Annotated in this window: 19 protein-coding genes; 11 read left to right on the top strand and 8 right to left on the bottom strand. The window is 63.8% G+C overall.

The window, feature by feature from the left end; all coding sequences use genetic code 11:
• The first annotated feature begins 112 nt into the window (after positions 1–112).
• Together IVB29_RS22375 and IVB29_RS22370 are read left to right on the top strand one after the other, a co-directional pair.
• Positions 113–1,471 carry an aromatic ring-hydroxylating dioxygenase subunit alpha gene (locus tag IVB29_RS22375; RefSeq protein ID WP_247505557.1) on the top strand — a complete coding sequence of 453 codons (1,359 nt, stop codon included), beginning with the start codon at positions 113–115 and terminating at the stop codon, positions 1,469–1,471.
• A gap of 145 nt (positions 1,472–1,616) precedes the next feature.
• On the top strand, positions 1,617–3,053 hold the full coding sequence (locus IVB29_RS22370; RefSeq protein WP_247505556.1) for a glutamine synthetase family protein: 1,437 nt from the start codon (positions 1,617–1,619) through the stop codon (positions 3,051–3,053).
• Positions 3,054–3,201: 148 nt separating this feature from the next.
• Here the strand turns inward: IVB29_RS22370 and IVB29_RS22365 are convergent, their stop codons facing one another.
• From IVB29_RS22365 to IVB29_RS22335, 7 genes are all read right to left on the bottom strand, one after another.
• Positions 3,202–3,930, bottom strand: coding sequence for an ABC transporter ATP-binding protein (locus tag IVB29_RS22365; protein WP_247505555.1), 729 nt, complete (start codon positions 3,928–3,930; stop codon positions 3,202–3,204).
• Complete coding sequence (locus IVB29_RS22360) at positions 3,923–4,690, bottom strand: ABC transporter ATP-binding protein (protein ID WP_247505554.1); 768 nt, start codon at positions 4,688–4,690, stop codon at positions 3,923–3,925. Before IVB29_RS22360 ends, IVB29_RS22365 begins: the two co-directional genes overlap by 8 nt.
• The gene (locus IVB29_RS22355) at positions 4,683–5,627 is read right to left on the bottom strand and encodes a branched-chain amino acid ABC transporter permease (protein ID WP_247505553.1); all 945 of its coding nucleotides are present in this window, start codon (positions 5,625–5,627) and stop codon (positions 4,683–4,685) included. Before IVB29_RS22355 ends, IVB29_RS22360 begins: the two co-directional genes overlap by 8 nt.
• Positions 5,624–6,541 (bottom strand): branched-chain amino acid ABC transporter permease, encoded by a 918-nt coding sequence (locus tag IVB29_RS22350; protein ID WP_247505552.1) that lies wholly within the window; start codon positions 6,539–6,541, stop codon positions 5,624–5,626. The genes IVB29_RS22355 and IVB29_RS22350 overlap by 4 nt, the downstream gene beginning before the upstream one ends.
• 332 nt (positions 6,542–6,873) lie before the next feature.
• Positions 6,874–7,092, bottom strand: a complete 219-nt coding sequence (locus IVB29_RS22345; protein ID WP_247505551.1) for a hypothetical protein — start codon at positions 7,090–7,092, stop codon at positions 6,874–6,876.
• A 1-nt stretch (position 7,093) separates the two neighbouring features.
• Entirely contained in the window at positions 7,094–7,750 is a 657-nt protein-coding gene (locus IVB29_RS22340) for an acyl-homoserine-lactone synthase (protein ID WP_247505550.1), read from the bottom strand.
• 82 nt (positions 7,751–7,832) lie between these two features.
• A complete protein-coding gene (locus IVB29_RS22335; protein ID WP_247505549.1) occupies positions 7,833–8,561 on the bottom strand; it encodes a LuxR family transcriptional regulator in 729 nt (242 codons plus the stop codon).
• A 166-nt stretch (positions 8,562–8,727) separates the two neighbouring features.
• Between IVB29_RS22335 and IVB29_RS22330 the strand changes: the two genes are divergently transcribed.
• The 9 genes from IVB29_RS22330 to IVB29_RS22290 all read left to right on the top strand — a co-directional run bounded on the left by IVB29_RS22330 (position 8,728) and on the right by IVB29_RS22290 (position 17,673).
• Positions 8,728–8,904, top strand: coding sequence for a hypothetical protein (locus IVB29_RS22330; protein WP_247505548.1), 177 nt, complete (start codon positions 8,728–8,730; stop codon positions 8,902–8,904).
• A 305-nt stretch (positions 8,905–9,209) separates the two neighbouring features.
• Positions 9,210–10,148: a LysR family transcriptional regulator gene (locus IVB29_RS22325; protein ID WP_247505547.1), complete on the top strand. Its 939-nt coding sequence runs from the start codon at positions 9,210–9,212 to the stop codon at positions 10,146–10,148.
• 144 nt (positions 10,149–10,292) lie between these two features.
• Positions 10,293–11,183 carry a shikimate dehydrogenase gene (locus IVB29_RS22320; protein ID WP_247505546.1) on the top strand — a complete coding sequence of 297 codons (891 nt, stop codon included), beginning with the start codon at positions 10,293–10,295 and terminating at the stop codon, positions 11,181–11,183.
• 58 nt (positions 11,184–11,241) lie between these two features.
• Entirely contained in the window at positions 11,242–12,372 is a 1,131-nt protein-coding gene (locus IVB29_RS22315) for an ABC transporter substrate-binding protein (RefSeq protein WP_247505545.1), read from the top strand.
• Positions 12,373–12,453: 81 nt separating this feature from the next.
• Entirely contained in the window at positions 12,454–13,329 is an 876-nt protein-coding gene (locus tag IVB29_RS22310) for a branched-chain amino acid ABC transporter permease (protein WP_247505544.1), read from the top strand.
• A complete protein-coding gene (locus IVB29_RS22305; RefSeq protein ID WP_247505543.1) occupies positions 13,326–14,324 on the top strand; it encodes a branched-chain amino acid ABC transporter permease in 999 nt (332 codons plus the stop codon). Before IVB29_RS22310 ends, IVB29_RS22305 begins: the two co-directional genes overlap by 4 nt.
• Positions 14,321–15,064, top strand: coding sequence for an ABC transporter ATP-binding protein (locus IVB29_RS22300; RefSeq protein ID WP_247505542.1), 744 nt, complete (start codon positions 14,321–14,323; stop codon positions 15,062–15,064). The genes IVB29_RS22305 and IVB29_RS22300 overlap by 4 nt, the downstream gene beginning before the upstream one ends.
• Before the next feature lie 3 nt (positions 15,065–15,067).
• A complete protein-coding gene (locus IVB29_RS22295; RefSeq protein ID WP_247505541.1) occupies positions 15,068–15,805 on the top strand; it encodes an ABC transporter ATP-binding protein in 738 nt (245 codons plus the stop codon).
• On the top strand, positions 15,802–17,673 hold the full coding sequence (locus IVB29_RS22290; RefSeq protein ID WP_247505540.1) for a sugar phosphate isomerase/epimerase and 4-hydroxyphenylpyruvate domain-containing protein: 1,872 nt from the start codon (positions 15,802–15,804) through the stop codon (positions 17,671–17,673). Before IVB29_RS22295 ends, IVB29_RS22290 begins: the two co-directional genes overlap by 4 nt.
• Positions 17,674–17,742: 69 nt before the next feature.
• Here the strand turns inward: IVB29_RS22290 and IVB29_RS22285 are convergent, their stop codons facing one another.
• Positions 17,743–18,915: an ABC transporter substrate-binding protein gene (locus tag IVB29_RS22285; RefSeq protein WP_247505539.1), complete on the bottom strand. Its 1,173-nt coding sequence runs from the start codon at positions 18,913–18,915 to the stop codon at positions 17,743–17,745.
• Between the last annotated feature and the right edge of the window lie 183 nt (positions 18,916–19,098).

Raw genomic sequence — 19,098 nt, 5'->3', positions numbered from 1 at the left:
CCCGGATCGCATCTGACGATGCGATCCGGCCTCTCCCCGCACGCGGGGAGAGGCGAAGAAGCGCGCGCATTGCTGATCGACAACGATCCTCATCAAGAAGGACGCGACCGCCATGATGAGCCAGGAGCAGAACGACCTGATCACCCGCACCGGTCCGAAGGACCCTTGCGGCAGACTGATGCGGAGCTACTGGCAGCCGGCGGCGCTGGTCGACGAACTCGAAGGCGCGCGGCCGATCCGTCCCGTCAAGCTGCTCGGCGAAAACCTGGTGCTGTTCCGCGACGAGACCGGACGCTATGGCCTGATCGATCGCCACTGCGCCCATCGCGGCGCCGACCTTGCCTTCGGGCGGCTAGAGGATGGCGGCCTGCGCTGCGCCTTTCATGGCTGGCTGTTCGACGCCACCGGCCAGTGCATCGAGACGCCGGCCGAGCCAAAGGACTCGAAGCTGTGTCAGAACATTCGCCAGCGCTCCTATCCCGTGGTGGAGAAGAGCGGCATCCTCTGGGCCTATCTCGGCGAAGGTGAGCCGCCGGCCTTTCCGGAGCTCGACTGTTTTGTCGCGCCCGGCACCCACACTTTTGCGTTCAAGGGCCACATGGCCTGCAACTGGCTCCAGGCGCTTGAGGTCGGCATCGATCCCGCGCACGCCTCCTACCTGCATCGTTTCTTCGAGGACGAGGACACCTCCACCGCCTACGGCAAGCAGTTCCGCGGCGCTTCGGCCGGCAGCGACCTGCCGATGACAAAAATCCTGCGCGAATATGACCGCCCGATCATCAATGTCGAGCACACCGAATACGGCCTGCGTCTGATCGCGCTGCGCGAGATCGACGAGGAGCGCACCCATGTGCGCGTCACCAACCAGCTGTTCCCGCACGGCTTCGTCATCCCCATGAGCACGGAGATGACGATCTCGCAATGGCACGTGCCGATCGACGACGAGAACTGCTACTGGTACGCGATCTTCACCAGCTATTCGAACCCGGTCGACAAAAAGAAGATGCGCGACCAGCGGCTCGAGCTCTACCAGCTGCCGGATTACAAGTCGCGCAAGAACCGCAGCAACGATTACGGCTTCGATCCGCACGAGCAGCAGACCGCGACCTACACCGGCATGGGCAACGACATCAACGTCCACGACCAGTGGGCGGTGGAATCGATGGGCGCGATCCAGGACCGCACCAAGGAGCATCTCGGCTCGAGCGACAAGGCGATCGTGCAGTATCGCCGCCTGCTGCGGGCCGAGATCGAGAAGGTCGGCGGCGGCGAGAAGCCGATGCTGTTCCTGGACGAGGCCAATGCGCGTAGCATCCAGGGTCCGGCGACGATGGACGGTATCGGGCCGACGCGCGGCTGGGAGACCTATTGGATGGAAGTCGACGTCAAGCGCCGCCGCGGCGCGCCGTGGACCGCACCGGTGCCGAAGGAGATCGCGGACAACGTGCACCGGTTGACGGCGGCGGAGTGACGGTGACGGCCTATCCTCGTCATTGCGAGCGCAGCGAAGCAATCCAGTCTGTCACCGCGAACGCATTCCTGGATTGCTTCGCCACGCTCGCAATGACGGAGAATGTGGCGCATGCTTCGCGCCTCACGACTGAGGAGCAACCAAGGTGACTTTCGTCGCGCGTCATGCGCTGTGGTCGGATGAGCAGAAGGACGCCGCAGCGCGTATGCGCCGTCTCGTCGAGGAGAAGAACCTCGAAGTCATCCGCCTCGCCTTCCCCGATCAGCACGGAATTTTGCGCGGCAAGACCCTCATCGCCTCCGAGGCGATTGCGGCGCTGGAAAGCGGCTGCTCGATCACCACCACCATGCTGGCCAAGGACACCTCGCACCGCACGGTGTTTCCGGTGTTCACCGCGGGCGGCGGCTTCGGCATGAAGGAGATGGAAGGCGCGGCCGACGTGCTGATGGTCGCCGATCCCGCCACGTTTCGCGTGCTGCCGTGGGCGCCGGCGACGGGCTGGGTGCTGTGCGACCTCTACTTCAATGACGGCCGCCCTGTGCCGTTCGCGACGCGTGGGCTCTATCGCAAGGTGCTCGATGAACTCGCCAGCCGTGGCCACGATTTCGTCGCCGGCCTCGAAGTTGAATTCCATATCTTCAAGCTCGACGATGCGCATATGCGGCCCGAGGACGCCGGACAGCCGGGCACGCCGCCCTCGGTGAGCCTGCTCAGCCACGGCTATCAATACCTCACCGAGCAGCGTTTCGATCAGATGGAGCCGGTGCTTGAGATCCTGCGCCGCGACATCGTCGCGCTCGGGCTTCCCTTACGCTCCGTCGAGGTCGAGTTCGGGCCGAGCCAGTGCGAGTTCACCTTCGCGCCGAAGAAGGGCCTGGAGCCCGCCGACAACATGGTGCTGTTTCGGAGCGCCGTGAAACAGATCGCGCGCCGCCACGGTTATCACGCCACCTTCATGTGCCGGCCAAAACTGCCGAATGCGTTCGCGAGTGGCTGGCACTTGCACCAGTCGATCGTCTCGCGCGCCTCTGGTGCAAACCAATTCATGGCGAAAGACGGCGGCGAGCCGCTCAGCGCATTCGGCAACGCCTATCTCGCCGGCCTGCTCGACCACGCCCGCGCATCGACATTGTTCACCACGCCGACCATCAACGGCTACAAACGCTATCGCTCCTATTCGCTGGCCCCCGACCGCGCGATCTGGGGCCGCGACAATCGCGGCGTGATGATCCGCGTGCTCGGCGGCGCGGGCGATACCGCCACGCGCCTGGAAAACCGCATCGGCGAGCCCGCCGCCAATCCCTATCTCTACATGGCCTCGCAGATCCTCTCAGGGCTCGACGGCGTCGATCGCAAGCTCGATCCCGGCCCATCCGCCGACACGCCCTACGAGACCAAGGCGCCGCTGCTGCCAAAGAGCCTGCGCGATGCGGTCTCCGCGCTAAAGGACGATCCGTTCTTCCGCGAGAAGCTGGGGGCCGAGTTCGTCGACTACTACACCCACATCAAGAACGCCGAGATCGATCGGTTCTTGTCCGAGGTGACCGACTGGGAGCATCGCGAATATTTTGAGGTGTTTTGAGCTGCTTCGCGGCGAGATTTGTTGGTGAGCCCCCGCTCTCTCCCCGTCATTGCGAGGAGCTCTCGCGACGAAGCAATCCAGACTGTCACTGCGGAGGCAGTCTGGATTGGTTCGCTGCGGTCGCAATGACGGCGAGAGAGCGGGGGGCTCAAATTCCCAAATACTTATGCTGCAGATCCGGCTCGGCCATCAGCTGGTCCGAGGTGCCGCTCCACACCGTCTTGCCGCGCTCGATGATGGTGTGGCGGTCGCAGATGCGGGCGAGGTGATCGACATTCTTGTCGACGACCAGGATCGACTGTCCGCGGCTCTTCAGCAGCGACAGGCAGTTCCAGATCTCGTCGCGGATCAACGGCGCGAGGCCTTCGGTCGCCTCGTCCAGGATCAGCAGTTTTGGATTGGTCATCAGCGCGCGGCCGATCGCGAGCATCTGCTGCTCGCCGCCGGAGAGCTGGTTGCCCATGTTGGCGGCGCGTTCGGCGAGCCGCGGGAACATCACGTAGATCGCGGCCAGCGTCCAGGGATTGGGGCTATTGAAGCGATCGGCGGCGGCCGCGACCAGGTTTTCTCGCACGGTGAGGTTCGGGAAGATCTGGCGCCCCTCGGGCACAAGGCCAATGCCGAGTTTTGCAATTCTGTAGGACGGCTGCGTCCGCACCTCGGCGCCCGCAAAGCGAATGCTGCCGGCGCGGGCGGGCGTCAGACCCATGATCGAGCGGATCGTCGTGGTCTTGCCCATGCCGTTGCGGCCCATCAGCGAGACCATCTCGCCCGGCTTGATCGACAGCGACAGGCCGAACAGCACCTGGGAGAGGCCGTAGCAGGTCTCGATGCCGTCGACGTCGAGCAGCGTGTCAGCCACCACTTTTTCAGACATGGTGCGTCACCACATGCTGATCGCCAAGATAGGCGCGCTTGACGTCCTCGTTGGCGCGGATCGCGGCGGGATCGCCGGACGCAATGACGCGGCCATAGACCAGCACGGAGATGCGGTCGGCGAGCGCGAACACCGCGGGCATGTCGTGCTCGACCAGCACGATCGAGACTTCTTTCCGCAACTCCTGGAGCAGCTTCACCATGCCCTGGGATTCGGTGACGCCGAGGCCGGCCATCGGCTCGTCCAGCAGCAGCAATTTCGGCTTGCTCGCGAGCGCGACCGCAAGCTCGATCTGGCGGCGCTCGCCATGGCTGAGCCTGGACACCAGGACATCGGCACGATGAGCGAGGCCGACGCGGTCGAGCGCGGCGTGGGCGGCATCGCGCAAACCCTTCTCCTTACGCGCATTGGCGAAGAAGCGGAACGAGGTGCCGGCATGCGCCTGCGCCGCCAGCGCGACATTGTCGGCGGCGGTGAAATCGAGCAGCAGCGAGGTGATCTGGAACGAGCGGGCCAGGCCCAGCGCACAGCGTCGATAGGCCGGCAAGTAAGTAATATCGCGGCCGCCGAGCGAGACGCTGCCGGAATGCGGTTCGAGATGTCCGGTGAGCTGGCTGATCAGCGTGGTCTTGCCGGCGCCGTTCGGGCCGATGATGGCGTGCAGCTCGCCGGCCGAGACGTCGAGCGAGACGTTGTCCGTCGCGACAATGCCGCCGAAGCGACGCACGAGCTTTTCGACGCGGAGCAGCGGTTCAGCCACGGTTGAGCCTCCCGAGCAGACCCATGATGCCGCCACGACCGAACAACACGATCAGCAAAAGCAGCGGGCCCATGATCAGCGCCCAATATTCGGTGAGCTGCGACAAAAACTCTTCCAGCAGCAGATAGACCACCGCGCCAATGACAGGGCCGAACAGCGTGCCCATGCCGCCGAGGATCACCATCACCATGAGGTCGCCGGAGCGGGTCCAGTACATCACGGCCGGGCTGATGAAATCGGTATTGTTGGCGAGCAGCGCGCCGGCAAGGCCGCACATCATGCCGGAGATGACGAAGCAGACCAGCTGGTAGCGTTTTGCGGGGAAGCCGATCGCCTGCATGCGCTGCTCATTGGAGCGCAGGCCTTGCACGACGAGGCCGAAGCGCGAATTGACGATGCGCCAGATCAGGAAGATGACCGCGAACAGACAGCCGAGGCAGAGATAATAGAACTGCGTGCGGTTCGACAGGTTGATCAGCCCGGAGAAGTCGCTGCGCTTGTAGACGGTGAGGCCGTCATCGCCGCCGTAACGTGCGAGGCCCGAGGCGACGTAATAGGCCATCTGCGCAAACGCCAGCGTGATCATGATGAAATAGACGCCGCGGGTGCGCAAGGAGAGCGCCCCAATCACGAGCCCATAGAGCGCGGACGCGGCGAGCGCGACCGGAAACTGGATGAAGCCGCTTCCGACACCTTCCTGCGCGAGCATGCCGACGGCGTAGCCGCCGATGCCGAGATAGGCGGCGTGGCCAAAGCTCATCATGCCGCCAAAACCCATGATGAGGTTGAGGCTCGCGGCGGCCAGCGCCAGGATGACGATGCGGGTGAACAGCGTCAGGATGAAGATGTTGCCGGACAGTTGCGAATAGAGCGGCAACAGCACGAGGCCCGCCAGCATCAGGGCCGTGACGGCCTTGCTCACCGTGAGAGCCTTCATCGGCGGTTGGCCGGAAACAGCCCCTCCGGCCGCACCACCAGCACGATCGCCATCACCAGATAGATCAGCATGGACGACAGCGCGGGCGCGGCGGTGGAAGCAGCGGCGCCGCTCAGCACCTGCCGCAGCAGGTTCGGCAAGAAGGCGCGGCCGAGCGTGTCGATCATTCCGACAGAGATCGCGGCGAGGAACGCGCCGCGGATCGAGCCGATGCCGCCGATCACGACGATGACGAAGGCGAGGATCAGAATGTTCTCGCCCATGCCGATCTGGACGGTGAGGATCGGCGCCTGCATCAAGCCGGCGAGGCCTGCCAAAGCCGCACCGAGGCCGAACACCAGCGTGTAGAGCAGCTTGATGTTGATGCCGAGCGCGCCGATCATCTCGCGATTGGAGGCGCCGGCGCGGATCAGCATACCGATGCGAGTGCGCATCACGCCGAGATAGAGCAGCAGCGCCACCAGCAGCGCCACGACGATGATGGCGAGGCGATAAGCGGGATAGTGAATGCCGGGCAGGATCGGCACCGGCACCGTGAGCCAGGCCGGCAGCGGCAGCGCGAGGCCGGCCGGGCCCCAGATCAGCCGCACGGCTTCATTGAAGAACAGGATCAGGCCGAAGGTCGCGAGCACGTGGTCGAGATGATCCCGGCCATAGAGATGCCGCAGCGCCGCCATTTCGAGCACGATGCCGAGCACCAGCGTCGCGCCGAGCGCCAGCAGCGCGCCGAGCAGGAAGCTGCCGGTCCATGCCGCGAAGGTCGCGGCGAAATAGGCGCCCATCATGTAGAGCGAGCCGTGCGCGAGGTTGACGAGATCCATGATCCCGAACACCAGCGTCAGGCCGGCGGCGAGCAAGAACAGCAGCAAGCCGAACTGCAATCCGTTCAAAAACTGTTCGACGACGAGCAGCATCAAAACTCTTTCAGGCGCACGCGGAGTCGCGCCGATGTTCGAACACAGTCGCCATCAGTGAAAGAGCTCCCCCTGCCTGTTCAAGGCGAAAAAATGGGTAATGGCAGTATCGTTCCGAGGCAAGAGCGATTCGACACCAAACATGCACTTTGTTGCATGCGGGTGCATGCGATCGAAGACTTCCTTGCAAGAGCCCCACCTTGCAACAAGAGCCCACCTTGCAAGAAGACTGCCGCGCAGGATGGGGCAACCTGCCGCACCCAAACGAACACCCTCCCCTCGGAGGCCGAGGAGAGGGTGCCGCATTCGTCGGAATATCGTGAAAGATGCGTCTAGTGCGACGTCATCTGCTGGGGGAGCTCATCCGGTTCGGCGAGCACGCTGTCGGCCGTCGAAGCCTCCAGTGCCGCCATCCGGAAGAGGTAAGCGAGCGTGGTCAGTCCGGAGTCATCTGCCATCTGAGCGAGCTCGAGGGCCATGTCGGACATGTAGCCGAGATTCTCGTCCTTGGTTTGCGCCATGATCTGGCTGTCCCGCATCATGTTCGACATCTCAGGCGCTCTTTCGTTGCGCGGCAAGGCCGCAGAGGTTGGCACGGGCGACGGCGTCCAGACGCGGGCCGTCCTGTTGAACGATCGAAGCCATGCCGATGCGATCATGCAGGGCATCGACCGTCTGCTGGCGAACGTCGACGGTCGCCGCCATGGTCCAGGCGTTCTCCACCAGGGCCGGCAGGCCGAGCGGGGTCACGACGAAGCCGGCCTCGTGGAAGCGCGGCAGCCACCAGGTTTCCATGATCGCGCTGACCTGTGCGATGCCCTGGCCGAGGCAGAACTCCTGCACCGCCGCCATCAGTTGCAGGTTGAGGGCGCCGTCGCGGCGATCACGGACGACGAAGTAGCGCGACCATTCCCAGACCAGCGGATCGGCGGGGCAGCCGCGAACCGACGCCAGATGCGGGAAGACCTCGCTCATCATCGAAGGCTTGGTCGTCGGGTAGAGCCGGTGACCGCCGACGACGCGCCGTCCCTCCAGCGCGAGCAGATAGACAGTGTCCTCGTCGTCATAGGAATCGACCTCGCGGCAATCAGGCCGGCGTAGCGTCTCCCAGTGCCGCTCGTCGACGAAGATGTCGTGGCGTATCCGGAAGTGCTGCTCGAGCACGTCTTCGTAAAGGTGGCGATTGACCGAGGAAATTGCGTGAATCATGAAAACCCCCATTGAGCCTCAATGGAGGAAGCCTCTGCGAAAAGAGGTAGGTTCGATATTGGGAAATTTCCCAGTGCGTCGCTTAGGGATTGATGATCTTGTTGCGAATCGCCAGTGCAACCGCATGCGTACGATTGACGGCGCCGAGCTTGCGCGCAGCGGTTGCAAGATGCTCTTCGGCGGTGCGTTGCGTAATGTGCAGGATCTCGCCGATCTCCCAGGCCGACTTGCCCTGCGAGGCCCACGAGATCACCTCGCGCTCGCGCGGGGTGAGACGCGTCGACGGATACGGCGTCGGCACGAGCAGACGGCGGATGTGGTCGAAGCCGTACATCGCCATCAGGTGCAGTGCCGGCTTGCTGCGCGAGTTGAGATCCAGATGAACGCCGCCGAGCGACACCGCGGCCTCATAGCCGGTGAGCCCGTGGATCGGCACGATGAAACCGCGCGACATGCGAAAATCGGTGGCGCGGTTCATCACCTCGGCCGCACCCGGCTCGAGTTCGGCATTATAGGGCGCTTCCGACCATTCGAACGGATTGACCGATTGCCGGCATAGCCGCACCACGGGATCGGCGCGATCGTAATTGTTCTGGGTGTAGAGATTGAACCAGCCTGCCGGCCAGCGCTTGGCGAGCACCATCTGCGCGAACCGCTGATCGGGATTCGGCAAGCCGGTCACGATGATGGTCTCGAAGCCGAAGCGACCGAAGGCCGTTTCAAGCGCGCACATGGCGTCTGGTACCTTGCGATAGGTATCCAGTCCTTCAATGAAGTCGAGCGCTTCCCGGCCATAGTCGACGGCGGACATCGGTGCGTTTCCTGACCCTCGGCGTCCCGTATAGCACGTATTTGGGGACTGCCTCAATTCGCTGCTCCCGTAGTTCCCCGGTGCCCGTCTGCACCGAAGCTTTATCTACTTGTGGAAGAAGTAACGTCAAGATACACCTAAAGGCGTCTAAAGCGGGAAAACCACGATGGAAGACGAGGACATCGCCCTCAACAGCGTGCTCGGCCTGGAATTGAACCGCGTGTTTTTCGCGGTCCGCGAAACGGCAAACAAGCAGAAGATCATCGAGTTCGCACGCGAGGTGCTGCAAAGCGAGCGCACCGAGTTCGCGGACAGCGCTTCGCCCGAGGGCCCGGCAAGCTAGACCGCGGTTGCAGCAAACGCCGCCGATGCAACAGATCGCGCGCCGACGCCGCCCTTCCATCTGAACGCGCAGATTTTAGTCGAAAGCAGTCTGACCGTTGCCTTCCCTTCTCCCCTTGTGGGAGAAGGTGGATGAACCCGGCCAGGGTCTCGTGCCCCGGACGCAGCGCCAAACGCGTTGCAGCGCGTCCGGGACACGAGAGAAGCTTGCCGCCCCTGTCCTACATCGCCGCACACTTGCCGCTGGATGACATCACGGCTGTCGTGAGATGATCGGCGCCACGATTGTCCTCGGATGCCCTGTTCATGATGACGCTGCGCCAGGTTGAAGTGATCCGTGCCGTGATGGTGACGGGCACCATTGGCGGCGCGGCCAAGCTGCTCAACGTGTCGGCGCCGGGGATCAGCCGCCTGGTCAAATACACCGAGCGCTCGCTCGGAATCCGCTTCTTCCAGCGCCAGAACGGGCGCTATTTCCCGACGCCGGAGGCCGAGACCATCTTCGAGCAGATCAATGGGGTCTACAAGAAGGTCGACGACCTCTCCGAGATCATCTCCAAGATCGGCCGCGGCGGATTGTCGGAATTGCGCATCGGCTCGGTGCCCAGCATCTCGCAAGTGATGGTGCCGCGTGCGATCGAGCGGGTCCGGCGCCGCTATCCTGATTTGGGCATCGACATCAACATCCTCAAGCTCGAGGAAGCCATCGACTATCTCATGCTCGGCCGCGGCGAGTGCGTCGCGATGAGCTACCGCCTGGAGCATTCCGGGCTCGACTTCATGCCGCTCGCCTCGGGCGAGCTCTATTGCATCGTGCCGCCGGGCCACGAGCTTGCCGGCCGCAAGCAGGTCTCGGCGGCCGAGATCACCCGCTATCCGCTGATCGGCATCGATCCCAACGACCCCTACGGCCGGATCATGGCCGAGATCTTCGCGCGCTACCGGCTCGACTACAACATCACCATCCGCGCTCGCTTCGGCACCACGGTCTGCGCGCTGGTGAAGGCCGGGCTCGGCATCGCCATCATCGACCAGTTCACGGTGGCCCATGGCGGCTATCCCGGGATCGAGCTGATCAAGATCACCGAGCCGACGCGGTTCGACACCTATATCGCGGTGAAGCGCGGCGCGCCGCTGTCGCTTCATGTCGAGTATTTCATCGAGTCCCTGCGCGCCGAGATGCGCGCGGTCGAGCCGTCCCGCGGCAACGGCAAGCCAGCGGCGGGGCGCGGACGGAAGAAATAACATTATGTTAGGTTTGCAGGATAAAAGGGTAATTGTGTTAGGCGAGGGAAAAGCTATCGTTCCACGCGTGAGCCCCCTTGGAATTGCGTGCATTTCGCGGCTAATGGCCGGAAACCACCGCTCAGCATCAGGCGATAGTCGATCATGTCAAAGCGCGGACCTGCCGCATCCAAGAAGCTCCTGACCGGCCTGATCGGCGCGCCTATCGCGCATTCCGCCTCCCCCGCCATGCATGAACGCGCCGCCGAGGCGCTTGGCCTGCGCGGTCATTATCAGCTCATCGAAGTGGCCGGCGCCGACGCAGCCGGGCTCGCCATGATGCTCGAAGGCGTGCGGCGGCTTGGCTTTGCCGGTGTCAACGTCACGTTTCCCTACAAGGAGGCAGTGGTCCCGCTGCTCGACGAGCTGGCGCCGGGGGCGGCCGCCATGGGGGCGGTGAACACCGTGGTCGTCAAGGGTAACAGGCTGATCGGCCACAACACCGACACGACAGGCTTTGCGCGCGCCGTTGCGCCGCTGCTGGCTCCCACCGGAAACGCGGTCGCCGTGATCGGCACCGGCGGCGTCGGCAAGGCGATCGCCTTTGCGCTGGCGGGCCTGGAGGTCGCCGACCTCCGCATCTTCGACAGCGAGCCGGCGCGCGCCGAAAAACTCGCCGCGCTGCTTGCCAAACAAGGTGGCGCCAAGGTGACTTCAAGGGTGGCCGCAAGCGTCGAGGACGCGCTCGACGGCGCAACCGGCCTCGTCAACGGCACACCGGTCGGCATGCTGCCGAACCGGGGCATCCCGGTCCCGGCCACGCTGCTGCGCGAAAACCTGTGGGTCGCGGACGCCGTCTATTCGCCGCTGATCACGCCGCTGCTGGCGGCAGCGCAAGCCAAGGGCGCGCGGATCATGACCGGGCGCGAGCTCGCGATCTACCAGGCCGCCGACGCCTTCGAACTGTTCACGGGCCTTGCCCCATCGGCCGAGGTCATGGGAGAGGCATTTGACGAGGTGATGGCAGCACGAAGCGCAGCCTATCACGCAGCGTAACCGAAACGGCCGGACACAAGGCCGTCGCCAGAACTGAAGATACAAAGGGAGGAGTGATATGAAAACCACATTACTGGCAGGCGCCCTGCTTGCGTTCGCGACTGCAACCAGCGCCCACGCCCAGGCGATCAAGCTCGCCGATGTCGCCGAGCTCTCAGGCGGCGGCGCCACGGTCGGCACCAACTGGAAGAACGGCATCGATCTCGCCATCGAGGAGATCAACGCCAAGGGCGGCGTGCTCGGCCGCAAGCTCGAGGTCACCCATGCCGACTCGCAATCCAATCCCGGCGTTGCTCGTGCGCAAGTACAGAAGGCGCTCGACGCCGAGCCCTATGTGCTGCTCGGGCCCGGCTATTCCGGCTCGGTGAAGGTCACCGCGCCGCTCGCCGCCGAAGCCGGCATCGCGCAGATTATGGGCGGCGAAGCCGCCGAGCTGACGCAAGCCGGAAACAAGTTCCTGTTCCGCACGTCTTTCGGCCAGCAGTCGTCGATGCCGAAGGTCGCAAAGTACATCCACGACGACATGAAGGCGAAGACGGTTGCGGTGGTCTGGGTCAACAATGACTTTGGCCGCGGCGGGCGCGATGTCGTCGTCAAGGAGCTCGACCGGCTCGGCTCCAAGGTCGTCGCCGACCTCTCCACTGAAGCGGGCCAGGCCGATTTCGCCGCCGACGTCGGCAAGATCAAGGCCGCCAATCCGGACGCGGTGTTCGTCTATCTCAACGAGGAGGAGAGCGCGCGTATCCTGAAGGAGCTGAAGCGCCAGGGCGTCACCGCGCCGCTGATGGGCGAGACCACACTGATCGGCCAGAAGGTGATCGAGCTTGCCGGCGACGCCGCCAACGGCGCGCGCGGCCATGTCGGCCTCACCACCGATGCGCCGGTCGATTTGATCAAGACGTTCCGCGACAAGTTTGCGAAGAAGTACAAATACGTGCCCGACCATAACGGCCTGAAGGGCTATCTCGCCGTCTACATGGTGAAAGCCACTACCGACAAGATGGGCAAGGTCGATTCCAAAGCGTTCGCCGACACGCTGCACGGACTGACCATCAAGGCCGCGGACGAGCCGGGCATTTTGATGGACGTCACCTTCAGCGACACCGGCGACATCGACCGCCAGAGCTTTCTGGTCGAAGTGGTCGAAGGCAAGCAGGTGGTGAAGCAGGTGTTGCCGAAGGTGAAGTGAGAGTCTTCTTTCTTCGCCCTCTCCCCGTTCTTACGGGGAGAGGAAGACGATAGAGCGGGGCAAGGGACACGAGCGAGGAAAATGTCCAACCTATTCGATCTACTGGTCGCAGGGTTAGCCACCGGCGCAATCTATGCGCTGGTTGCCGTTGGCTTCACGCTGTTGTGGCAGACCTCGCAGACCATCAATTTCGCGCAAGGCGAGTTCGTGATGCTGCCGGCGTTTTTGATGCTGGCGGCGATGCACGCGGGCGCGCCGTTCTGGCTCGCGATCATCCTCGGCATCCTGCTCTCGATGATCCTGCTCGGCCTCGCCTTCAAGATGTTGCTGGTCGATCCGATGACGCGCCATGGCGTGCTGCCACTGGCGATCGCAACCATGGCGCTCGCGATCGGCCTCAAGGAAGCCGTGAAGCAGTTCTTCAGCGCGGAAGCCTCGCCCTTCCCGTCGATCGTGCCCACCGGCGACATCTCCATCCTCGGCCATGCGGTGTCGCTGCAAAGTATCGGCGTCCTCGTCGTTGCCATTCTTGCCGTCTTCGGCCTGACCGCGCTGCTGAACCGGACCTCTCTCGGCCACCAGATGCAGGCGGCCGCGCAAAACCCGACGGTGGCGCGCATCATCGGCGTCCCTGTCGAGCGCATGATCCTCCTGACCTTCCTGATCAACGCCTTCCTGGTCGCGCTGGCCTCAATGCTGATCACGCCGATCTACCTCGCGAAGTTTTCCTCCGGCGAGGTGCTGGGCCAGGCCGCCTTCATCGCCGCGATCGTCGGCGGCTTCAACCAGGTGCGCGGGGCCATCGCCGGCGGCCTCCTGATCGGCGTGCTCGACAATCTCGCGGCCGCCTATGTCTCGACGCAGTACCGCGCCGCCGTGCCGATGATCTTCCTGATCGCCGTCATCCTGTTCCGGCCGCAAGGATTGCTCGGCCGCGCCGAGGAGCGCACGGTATGAGCGGCTTCGCCAAACCGTTGAAGATCGCGCTCGGCCTCATCGTCATCGCCGGCCTGATCATCGTCCCCATGAATTTCAACCGCTACGGCCTGTTCATCCTGAGCCAGTGGGCGGTGATGAGCATCGCCGCGATGGGGCTGAACCTCACGCTCGGCTATGCTGGTCAGGTCTCGCTGGCGCAAGGCGCCTTCGTCGGCATCGGCGCCTATGCCGCCGCCATCATGACCACGCATGGCTGGCCGCTGCCGGCCGCGATCGTGGTCGCGATTGCCTTGAGCTTCGCGGTCGGCTGGGTGCTCGGCTATCCCGCGCTGCGCGTGCAGCACCACTATCTCGCTTTCGTCACGCTCGCCTTCTCGACGCTGGCCTTCCTGGTATTCCGCAACGAGAGCTGGCTCACCGGCGGCATCTACGGCATCTCCAACATCCCGCGCCCGCACTTTTTCGGGATCGCCACCAACAAGCCACTGCCGTTCTACTATGTCTGTCTCGGCTCGCTCGCGATCGTCTCGATCGCGGTGTGGTGGCTGATCCGCTCGCCCTGGGGCCGCGCCTTCATGGCGCTGCGCGAAAACCCGCTACGCGCGCAGTCGCTCGGCATCGACACAAGACGCTACACGCTGATGGCGTTCGCGATCGGCTCGGCGCTCGGCGGCGTCGCCGGCGCGCTCTATGCGCCGCTGACGCAATATATCGATCCCGTACCGTTCAACCTCTCGCTCTCGCTCGACCTGCTGATGATGGTGATCGTCGGCGGCGCCGGCTTCTTCCTCGGTCCGTTCCTCGGCGCGATGATCGCGGTGCTGCTGCCAGAATGGCTGCGCTTCACCGAAGGCTATTATCTGATGATCTACGCGGTCGCGGTGATGGGGCTTCTGATCTGGTCGCCGACCGGCATTTTGGGAATCCTCGATCGCCATATGGCCGAACGCCGCACCAAGGCGGCCTCCGCGCTGCGCGCCGTCGCAAAGTCGCGCCTGGAGACGGCGCAATGAGCGCGGTGCTCGAAGTCACCAATATCAGGAAAAACTTCGGCGGCATCAGCGCGGTCGACGGCGTCTCGTTCGACGTGCGCGAAGGCGAGATCCTCGGCCTGATCGGGCCGAACGGCTGCGGCAAGTCCACCCTTTTCAATTGCATCCTTGGCCAGCTCACGCCCAGCGGCGGCGAGGTCAAGCTCGACGGCAAAATCGTCACCGGCTTGCGGCCTGCCGAACTCAACAAGCTTGGCGTCAGCCGCACCTTTCAGCTGTTGCAGGTGTTTCCAAAACTCTCGGTGCGCGAGAATTTGATCCTCGCGGGACAGGAGCACCAGGGCAGCATGGCCTCGCGCCTGGTCGGCCGCTCCGATGCCGGACTGACTGATACCGCCAACCAGATGATTGGCTTCTTCAAGCTCGATCATCTTGCAGCAGAGCCCGCCGGCGGCCTCTCCTATGGCCAGCAAAAGCTGCTCGATGCCGCCATGGCCTTCATGGGCGGGCCACGCCTGGTGCTGCTCGACGAACCCGCCGGCGGCGTCAACCCATCGATGCTGACGGATCTCAAGGAGCGGCTGGTCGCGATCAACCGCGAGAAGAACGCGACCTTCGTCGTGATCGAGCACAACATGGAATTCGTGATGTCGCTGTGCTCGCGCGTGATGGTGATGGCGGAAGGCAAGGTGCTGGCGATGGGGCGGTCGGACGAAGTGCGGAAAAATCCGGCCGTGATCGAAGCCTATCTGGGACATTAGACCATGAGCGACCCAATCCTCTCGGTTCACAATCTCGTCGGCGGCTACGGCAAGATGACGATCCTGAACGGCACGACCTTCGCTGTGCCGCAGGCGACCATCACCACCATCATCGGCCCCAATGGCGCCGGCAAGTCCACCGTGTTCAAGGCGATCTTCGGCCTCTTGAAGCTGCGCGAGGGCAAGATCAGCTTTGCGGGCCGCGACGTCACGAACTTGAGCCAGCGCGCGCTGCTCAATGCCGGCATCTGCTACGTGCCGCAGGGTCGTAACATCTTTCCCGAGCTTTCCGTGCGCCACAATATCGAGCTCGGCGGCGTTTCCGCGGGCAAGGGCATCGACCTGCCGACGCGGATCGAGGCGGCCCTCGATCTGTTTCCAGCGCTGCGACGGAAGTCGACGCAGCAGGCCTCCACACTCTCGGGCGGTGAGCAGAAGCAGCTCGAGATCGCCCGCTCGCTGTTGCTCGAGCCAAAGCTCGTGCTGATCGACGAGCCCTCGATCGGCCTGTCGCCGCTGATGGTGCAGCAGACCTTCGACATCCTCAAAGGCTTGCGTGATCGCGGCGTCACCATCCTGATGATCGAGCAGAACGCACGCTCGGCGCTGGAGATTTCCGATATCGGCATCGTGCTCGAACTCGGCCAGACCCGCATGGTCGACGACGCGAAGCGCATTCTGAATGATCCCCGCATCGGACAATTGTTCCTGGGCGGCGCGATGGAGGACAATGCAGCATGACCAAGCGCTCGATCGCGACCGTCTCGCTCTCAGGGGCACTGGACGAAAAACTTCGCGCCATCGCCGCCGCCGGCTTCGACGCCGTTGAGATTTTCGAGAACGATCTGCTCTCGTTCGGCGCAGGCCCGCGCGATATCGCAAAGCTCTGCCGCGATCTCAATCTGGAAATCTGCGCGTTCCAGCCGTTCCGCGATTTCGAGGGCATGCCGGAGCCGCAGCGCACCCGCAACTTTGCCCGCGCCGAACGCAAGTTCGACCTGATGCAGGAGCTCGGCACCGATCTGCTGCTGATCTGCTCCAACGTCTCGCCCGCCTCGCTCGGCGGCATCGACCGCGCCGCGGATGATTTTCGCGAACTTGGCGACCGCGCGGTGAAGCGCGGTTTGCGCGTCGGCTATGAGGCGCTGGCCTGGGGCCGCCATGTCAACGACTACCGCGATGCCTGGGAGATCGTGCGGCGCGCCGATCATCCCGCGATCGGCGTCATCCTCGACAGCTTTCACGCGCTGGCCCCCGGCTTTCCGGTTCGCGCGATGGCCTCGATCCCCGGCGACAAGATTTTTCTGGTGCAGCTCGCCGACGCGCCGAAGCTCGAGCTCGACATTTTGTCCTGGAGCCGGCACTTCCGCTCCTTCCCCGGCCAGGGCGATCTGCCGGTCGGCGAATTCATGCAGGCGATCGCGGCCACCGGCTATGCCGGCCCGTGGTCGCTGGAGATATTCAACGACCAGTTCCGCGCCGGCTCGGCCACGCAAACCGCGGTCGATGGCCTGCGCTCGCTGATCCTGCTGGAGGACCAGCTTGCGCCTGACTGGCCGAAACTCATCAGCGAGCCCTTGGCGCCGAAGGCCAGGAGCAGCGGCACGGGGTTCATCGAGTTTGCCGTCAACGAGACCAAGGCCGGCGAGCTTGCCGGTCTGTTGTCGCAACTCGGCTTCCGCAAGACCGGCAAGCACCGCAGCAAGGCGGTGGAGCGTTGGTCACAAGGCAAGGTCGAGCTCGTGATCAATTGCGAGACCGACGGCTTTGCACATTCGCATTACGTGACGCACGGCCCCGGGGTCTGCGCCATCGCGCTCGATGTCGACAATGCCGGGCTTGCCATGCAACGCGCCGAAACATTGAAGGCACGCACCTTCTACCAGCCGGTCGGCCCGGGCGAGCTGGAGATCCCCGCGATCCACGGCGTCGGCGGCAGTCTTCTCTATTTCCTCGATCAGGCCGGCAAGAACTGGGACACAGACTTCGAACCGGTTGCAAGTGACGCAAGCGCGGACGCGCTGCTTGCCGTCGATCACATCGCGCAGTCGATGCCCTATGACGAGATGCTGTCCTGGCTGCTGTTCTACACCGGCATCCTCGACCTCAAGCGGCTGCCGCAGATGGAGATCGCCGATCCGAGGGGTCTCGTGCAGAGCCAGGCCGTCATCAACACCGACCAGAGCCTGCGCTTCGTGCTCAACGGCTCCTCCGCCAATCGCACGCTGCCGGCACGCTTCATCTCGGAGTTCTTCGGCTCAGGCGTGCAGCACGTCGCGTTCACGTGCCGGGACATCTTCGCGGCGGTTGCCGAGATGCGCGCCCGCGGCGCGGACTTCCTGGATATCCCTGACAATTACTACGACGACATCGAAGCCAAATACGATCTCGCGCCGGAATTGATGGCGCAGCTGCGCGCCAACCACATCCTCTACGACCGCGAGGGAGACGGGGAATTCTTCCAGGTCTACACGCACATCTTCGACGAGCGGTTCTTCTTCGAGATCGTGGAGCGAAGGAACTATCAGGGCTTTGGCGCGGCCAATGCCGGCATCAGGCTGGCAGCGCAGGCCCGAGAGGTGCGGCCTACGAGCATGCCGCGGGTGTAGGCGCCCCTCCCCCCTCTCCCCGTAAGAACGGGCAGAGGGGGAGGACACGGTTCGGGAAGAGGATAGAGCTCACTTCATCGGGCACTTCTCGTGGAAGCGGTCCTGGTCGTTCGTGACAATGGTGGCGACGGTCTTCAGCGCGAGCTCGCCCCCGGCGCCCTTCACCACGTCCTGTAGGTAGAAGTTCTGGATCGGGATGTGGTTGTTGCCGTATTTGAACGAGCCGCGCAGCGACTTGAAGTTGGCCTTCTCCATCTCGGCCTTCATCGCATCCTTCTTGGACGTGTCGCCGCCGACGGCGACCACCGCGCTGTTGATGAGTTGCGCCGCGTCATAGGCCTGCGCACCGTAATAGCTCGGCCGGGCACCCGGATATTTCGTGCGGTAGTCGGCCACGAACTTCTTGTTCTGCTCGTTCGGGAGGTCGTTCACCCATTCCTGCGCGCCGGGCACCCCGAACGCATTCTCCTTCTGCAACGGCAGCGTCGTCTCGTCGACCGTGAAAGCGGTGTAGAGCGGCATGGTGGGCTTCATGCCGGCCTGGACATATTGATTGAGGAACTGCGCGCCGGCCGCACCGGGATAAAACACGAAGATCGATTCGGCGCCGGAGGCGCGGGCTTTCGCCAGCTCGGCCGAGAAGTCGAGCTGGCTCGGCCAGACCGTATACTCCTCGCCCTTGACCTCGCCCTTGAAGGTGCTCTTCACGCCTGAAAGCATGTCTTTTCCGGCCGCGTAGTTCGGGCCGATCAGGAACACGCTCTTGACGCCATTCGCGTTCATGTAGAGGCCCATGGCGGCCGGCGTCTGATCGTTCTGCCATGAGGTCGAGAACACGTAGGGCGAGCACAGCTCACCCGCGAGCTGCGACGGGCCGGCATTGGCCGAGATCAGGAAGGTCTGCGAATCCACCGCGGTCTTGAGCGAGGCCAGCAGCACGTTCGACCAGATGTAGCCGGCGATGAAGTCGACCTTGTCGGACTGCACCAGCTTCTCGGTCTTCTGCTTGCCGACATCCGGCTTCTGGCCGTCGTCCTCGTAGATCACCTCGACCGGCTTGCCGCCCATCTTGCGGCCCATGTGATCGAGCGCGAGCTCGAAGGAGTTGCGCATGTCGTTGCCGATCACGGCGGTCGGGCCGCTGAAGGTCGAGACGAAACCGATCTTGATGGTGTCGCCGGCGAATGCCGGATTTGCCAGCGCGAGCGCAGCCGCGCCTGCCAGCCAGAATGCCGTCCTCATAACCACTCCCCTCCTTATTATTGATCCCGGAAACGGGGTGATCGCCGACCCGGGTCTGTCTCTATTGAACGCAAAATCTGTCGCGCCGCCAATGGCTCAGCGCGCGCCCCTGCACCATATTTCGCCCCAATCAGGGATAGCAAGAAATATAATTCTACTCACTCCGACCTAGGACGGGTTGAG

The organism is Bradyrhizobium sp. 1, from assembly GCF_023073315.1.
Lineage (GTDB): Bacteria > Pseudomonadota > Alphaproteobacteria > Rhizobiales > Xanthobacteraceae > Bradyrhizobium.
The sequence above is the reverse complement of the archived record's forward strand: the minus strand, read 5'-3'. Positions and strand labels throughout refer to the sequence as shown.

Bases quoted from the DNA above. Each gene is read 5' to 3' on its own strand.
- IVB29_RS22300 (WP_247505542.1), top strand. From the start codon at position 14,321: ATGAGCGCGGTGCTCGAAGTCACCAATATCAGGAAAAACTTCGGCGGC.
- IVB29_RS22365 (WP_247505555.1), bottom strand. From the start codon at position 3,930: ATGTCTGAAAAAGTGGTGGCTGACACGCTGCTCGACGTCGACGGCATC.
- IVB29_RS22355 (WP_247505553.1), bottom strand. From the start codon at position 5,627: ATGAAGGCTCTCACGGTGAGCAAGGCCGTCACGGCCCTGATGCTGGCG.
- IVB29_RS22375 (WP_247505557.1), top strand. From the start codon at position 113: ATGATGAGCCAGGAGCAGAACGACCTGATCACCCGCACCGGTCCGAAG.
- IVB29_RS22310 (WP_247505544.1), top strand. From the start codon at position 12,454: ATGTCCAACCTATTCGATCTACTGGTCGCAGGGTTAGCCACCGGCGCA.
- IVB29_RS22325 (WP_247505547.1), top strand. From the start codon at position 9,210: ATGATGACGCTGCGCCAGGTTGAAGTGATCCGTGCCGTGATGGTGACG.
- IVB29_RS22295 (WP_247505541.1), top strand. From the start codon at position 15,068: ATGAGCGACCCAATCCTCTCGGTTCACAATCTCGTCGGCGGCTACGGC.
- IVB29_RS22345 (WP_247505551.1), bottom strand. From the start codon at position 7,092: ATGTCGAACATGATGCGGGACAGCCAGATCATGGCGCAAACCAAGGAC.
- IVB29_RS22330 (WP_247505548.1), top strand. From the start codon at position 8,728: ATGGAAGACGAGGACATCGCCCTCAACAGCGTGCTCGGCCTGGAATTG.
- IVB29_RS22335 (WP_247505549.1), bottom strand. From the start codon at position 8,561: ATGTCCGCCGTCGACTATGGCCGGGAAGCGCTCGACTTCATTGAAGGA.
- IVB29_RS22285 (WP_247505539.1), bottom strand. From the start codon at position 18,915: ATGAGGACGGCATTCTGGCTGGCAGGCGCGGCTGCGCTCGCGCTGGCA.
- IVB29_RS22350 (WP_247505552.1), bottom strand. From the start codon at position 6,541: ATGCTGCTCGTCGTCGAACAGTTTTTGAACGGATTGCAGTTCGGCTTG.
- IVB29_RS22315 (WP_247505545.1), top strand. From the start codon at position 11,242: ATGAAAACCACATTACTGGCAGGCGCCCTGCTTGCGTTCGCGACTGCA.
- IVB29_RS22305 (WP_247505543.1), top strand. From the start codon at position 13,326: ATGAGCGGCTTCGCCAAACCGTTGAAGATCGCGCTCGGCCTCATCGTC.
- IVB29_RS22320 (WP_247505546.1), top strand. From the start codon at position 10,293: ATGTCAAAGCGCGGACCTGCCGCATCCAAGAAGCTCCTGACCGGCCTG.
- IVB29_RS22290 (WP_247505540.1), top strand. From the start codon at position 15,802: ATGACCAAGCGCTCGATCGCGACCGTCTCGCTCTCAGGGGCACTGGAC.
- IVB29_RS22340 (WP_247505550.1), bottom strand. From the start codon at position 7,750: ATGATTCACGCAATTTCCTCGGTCAATCGCCACCTTTACGAAGACGTG.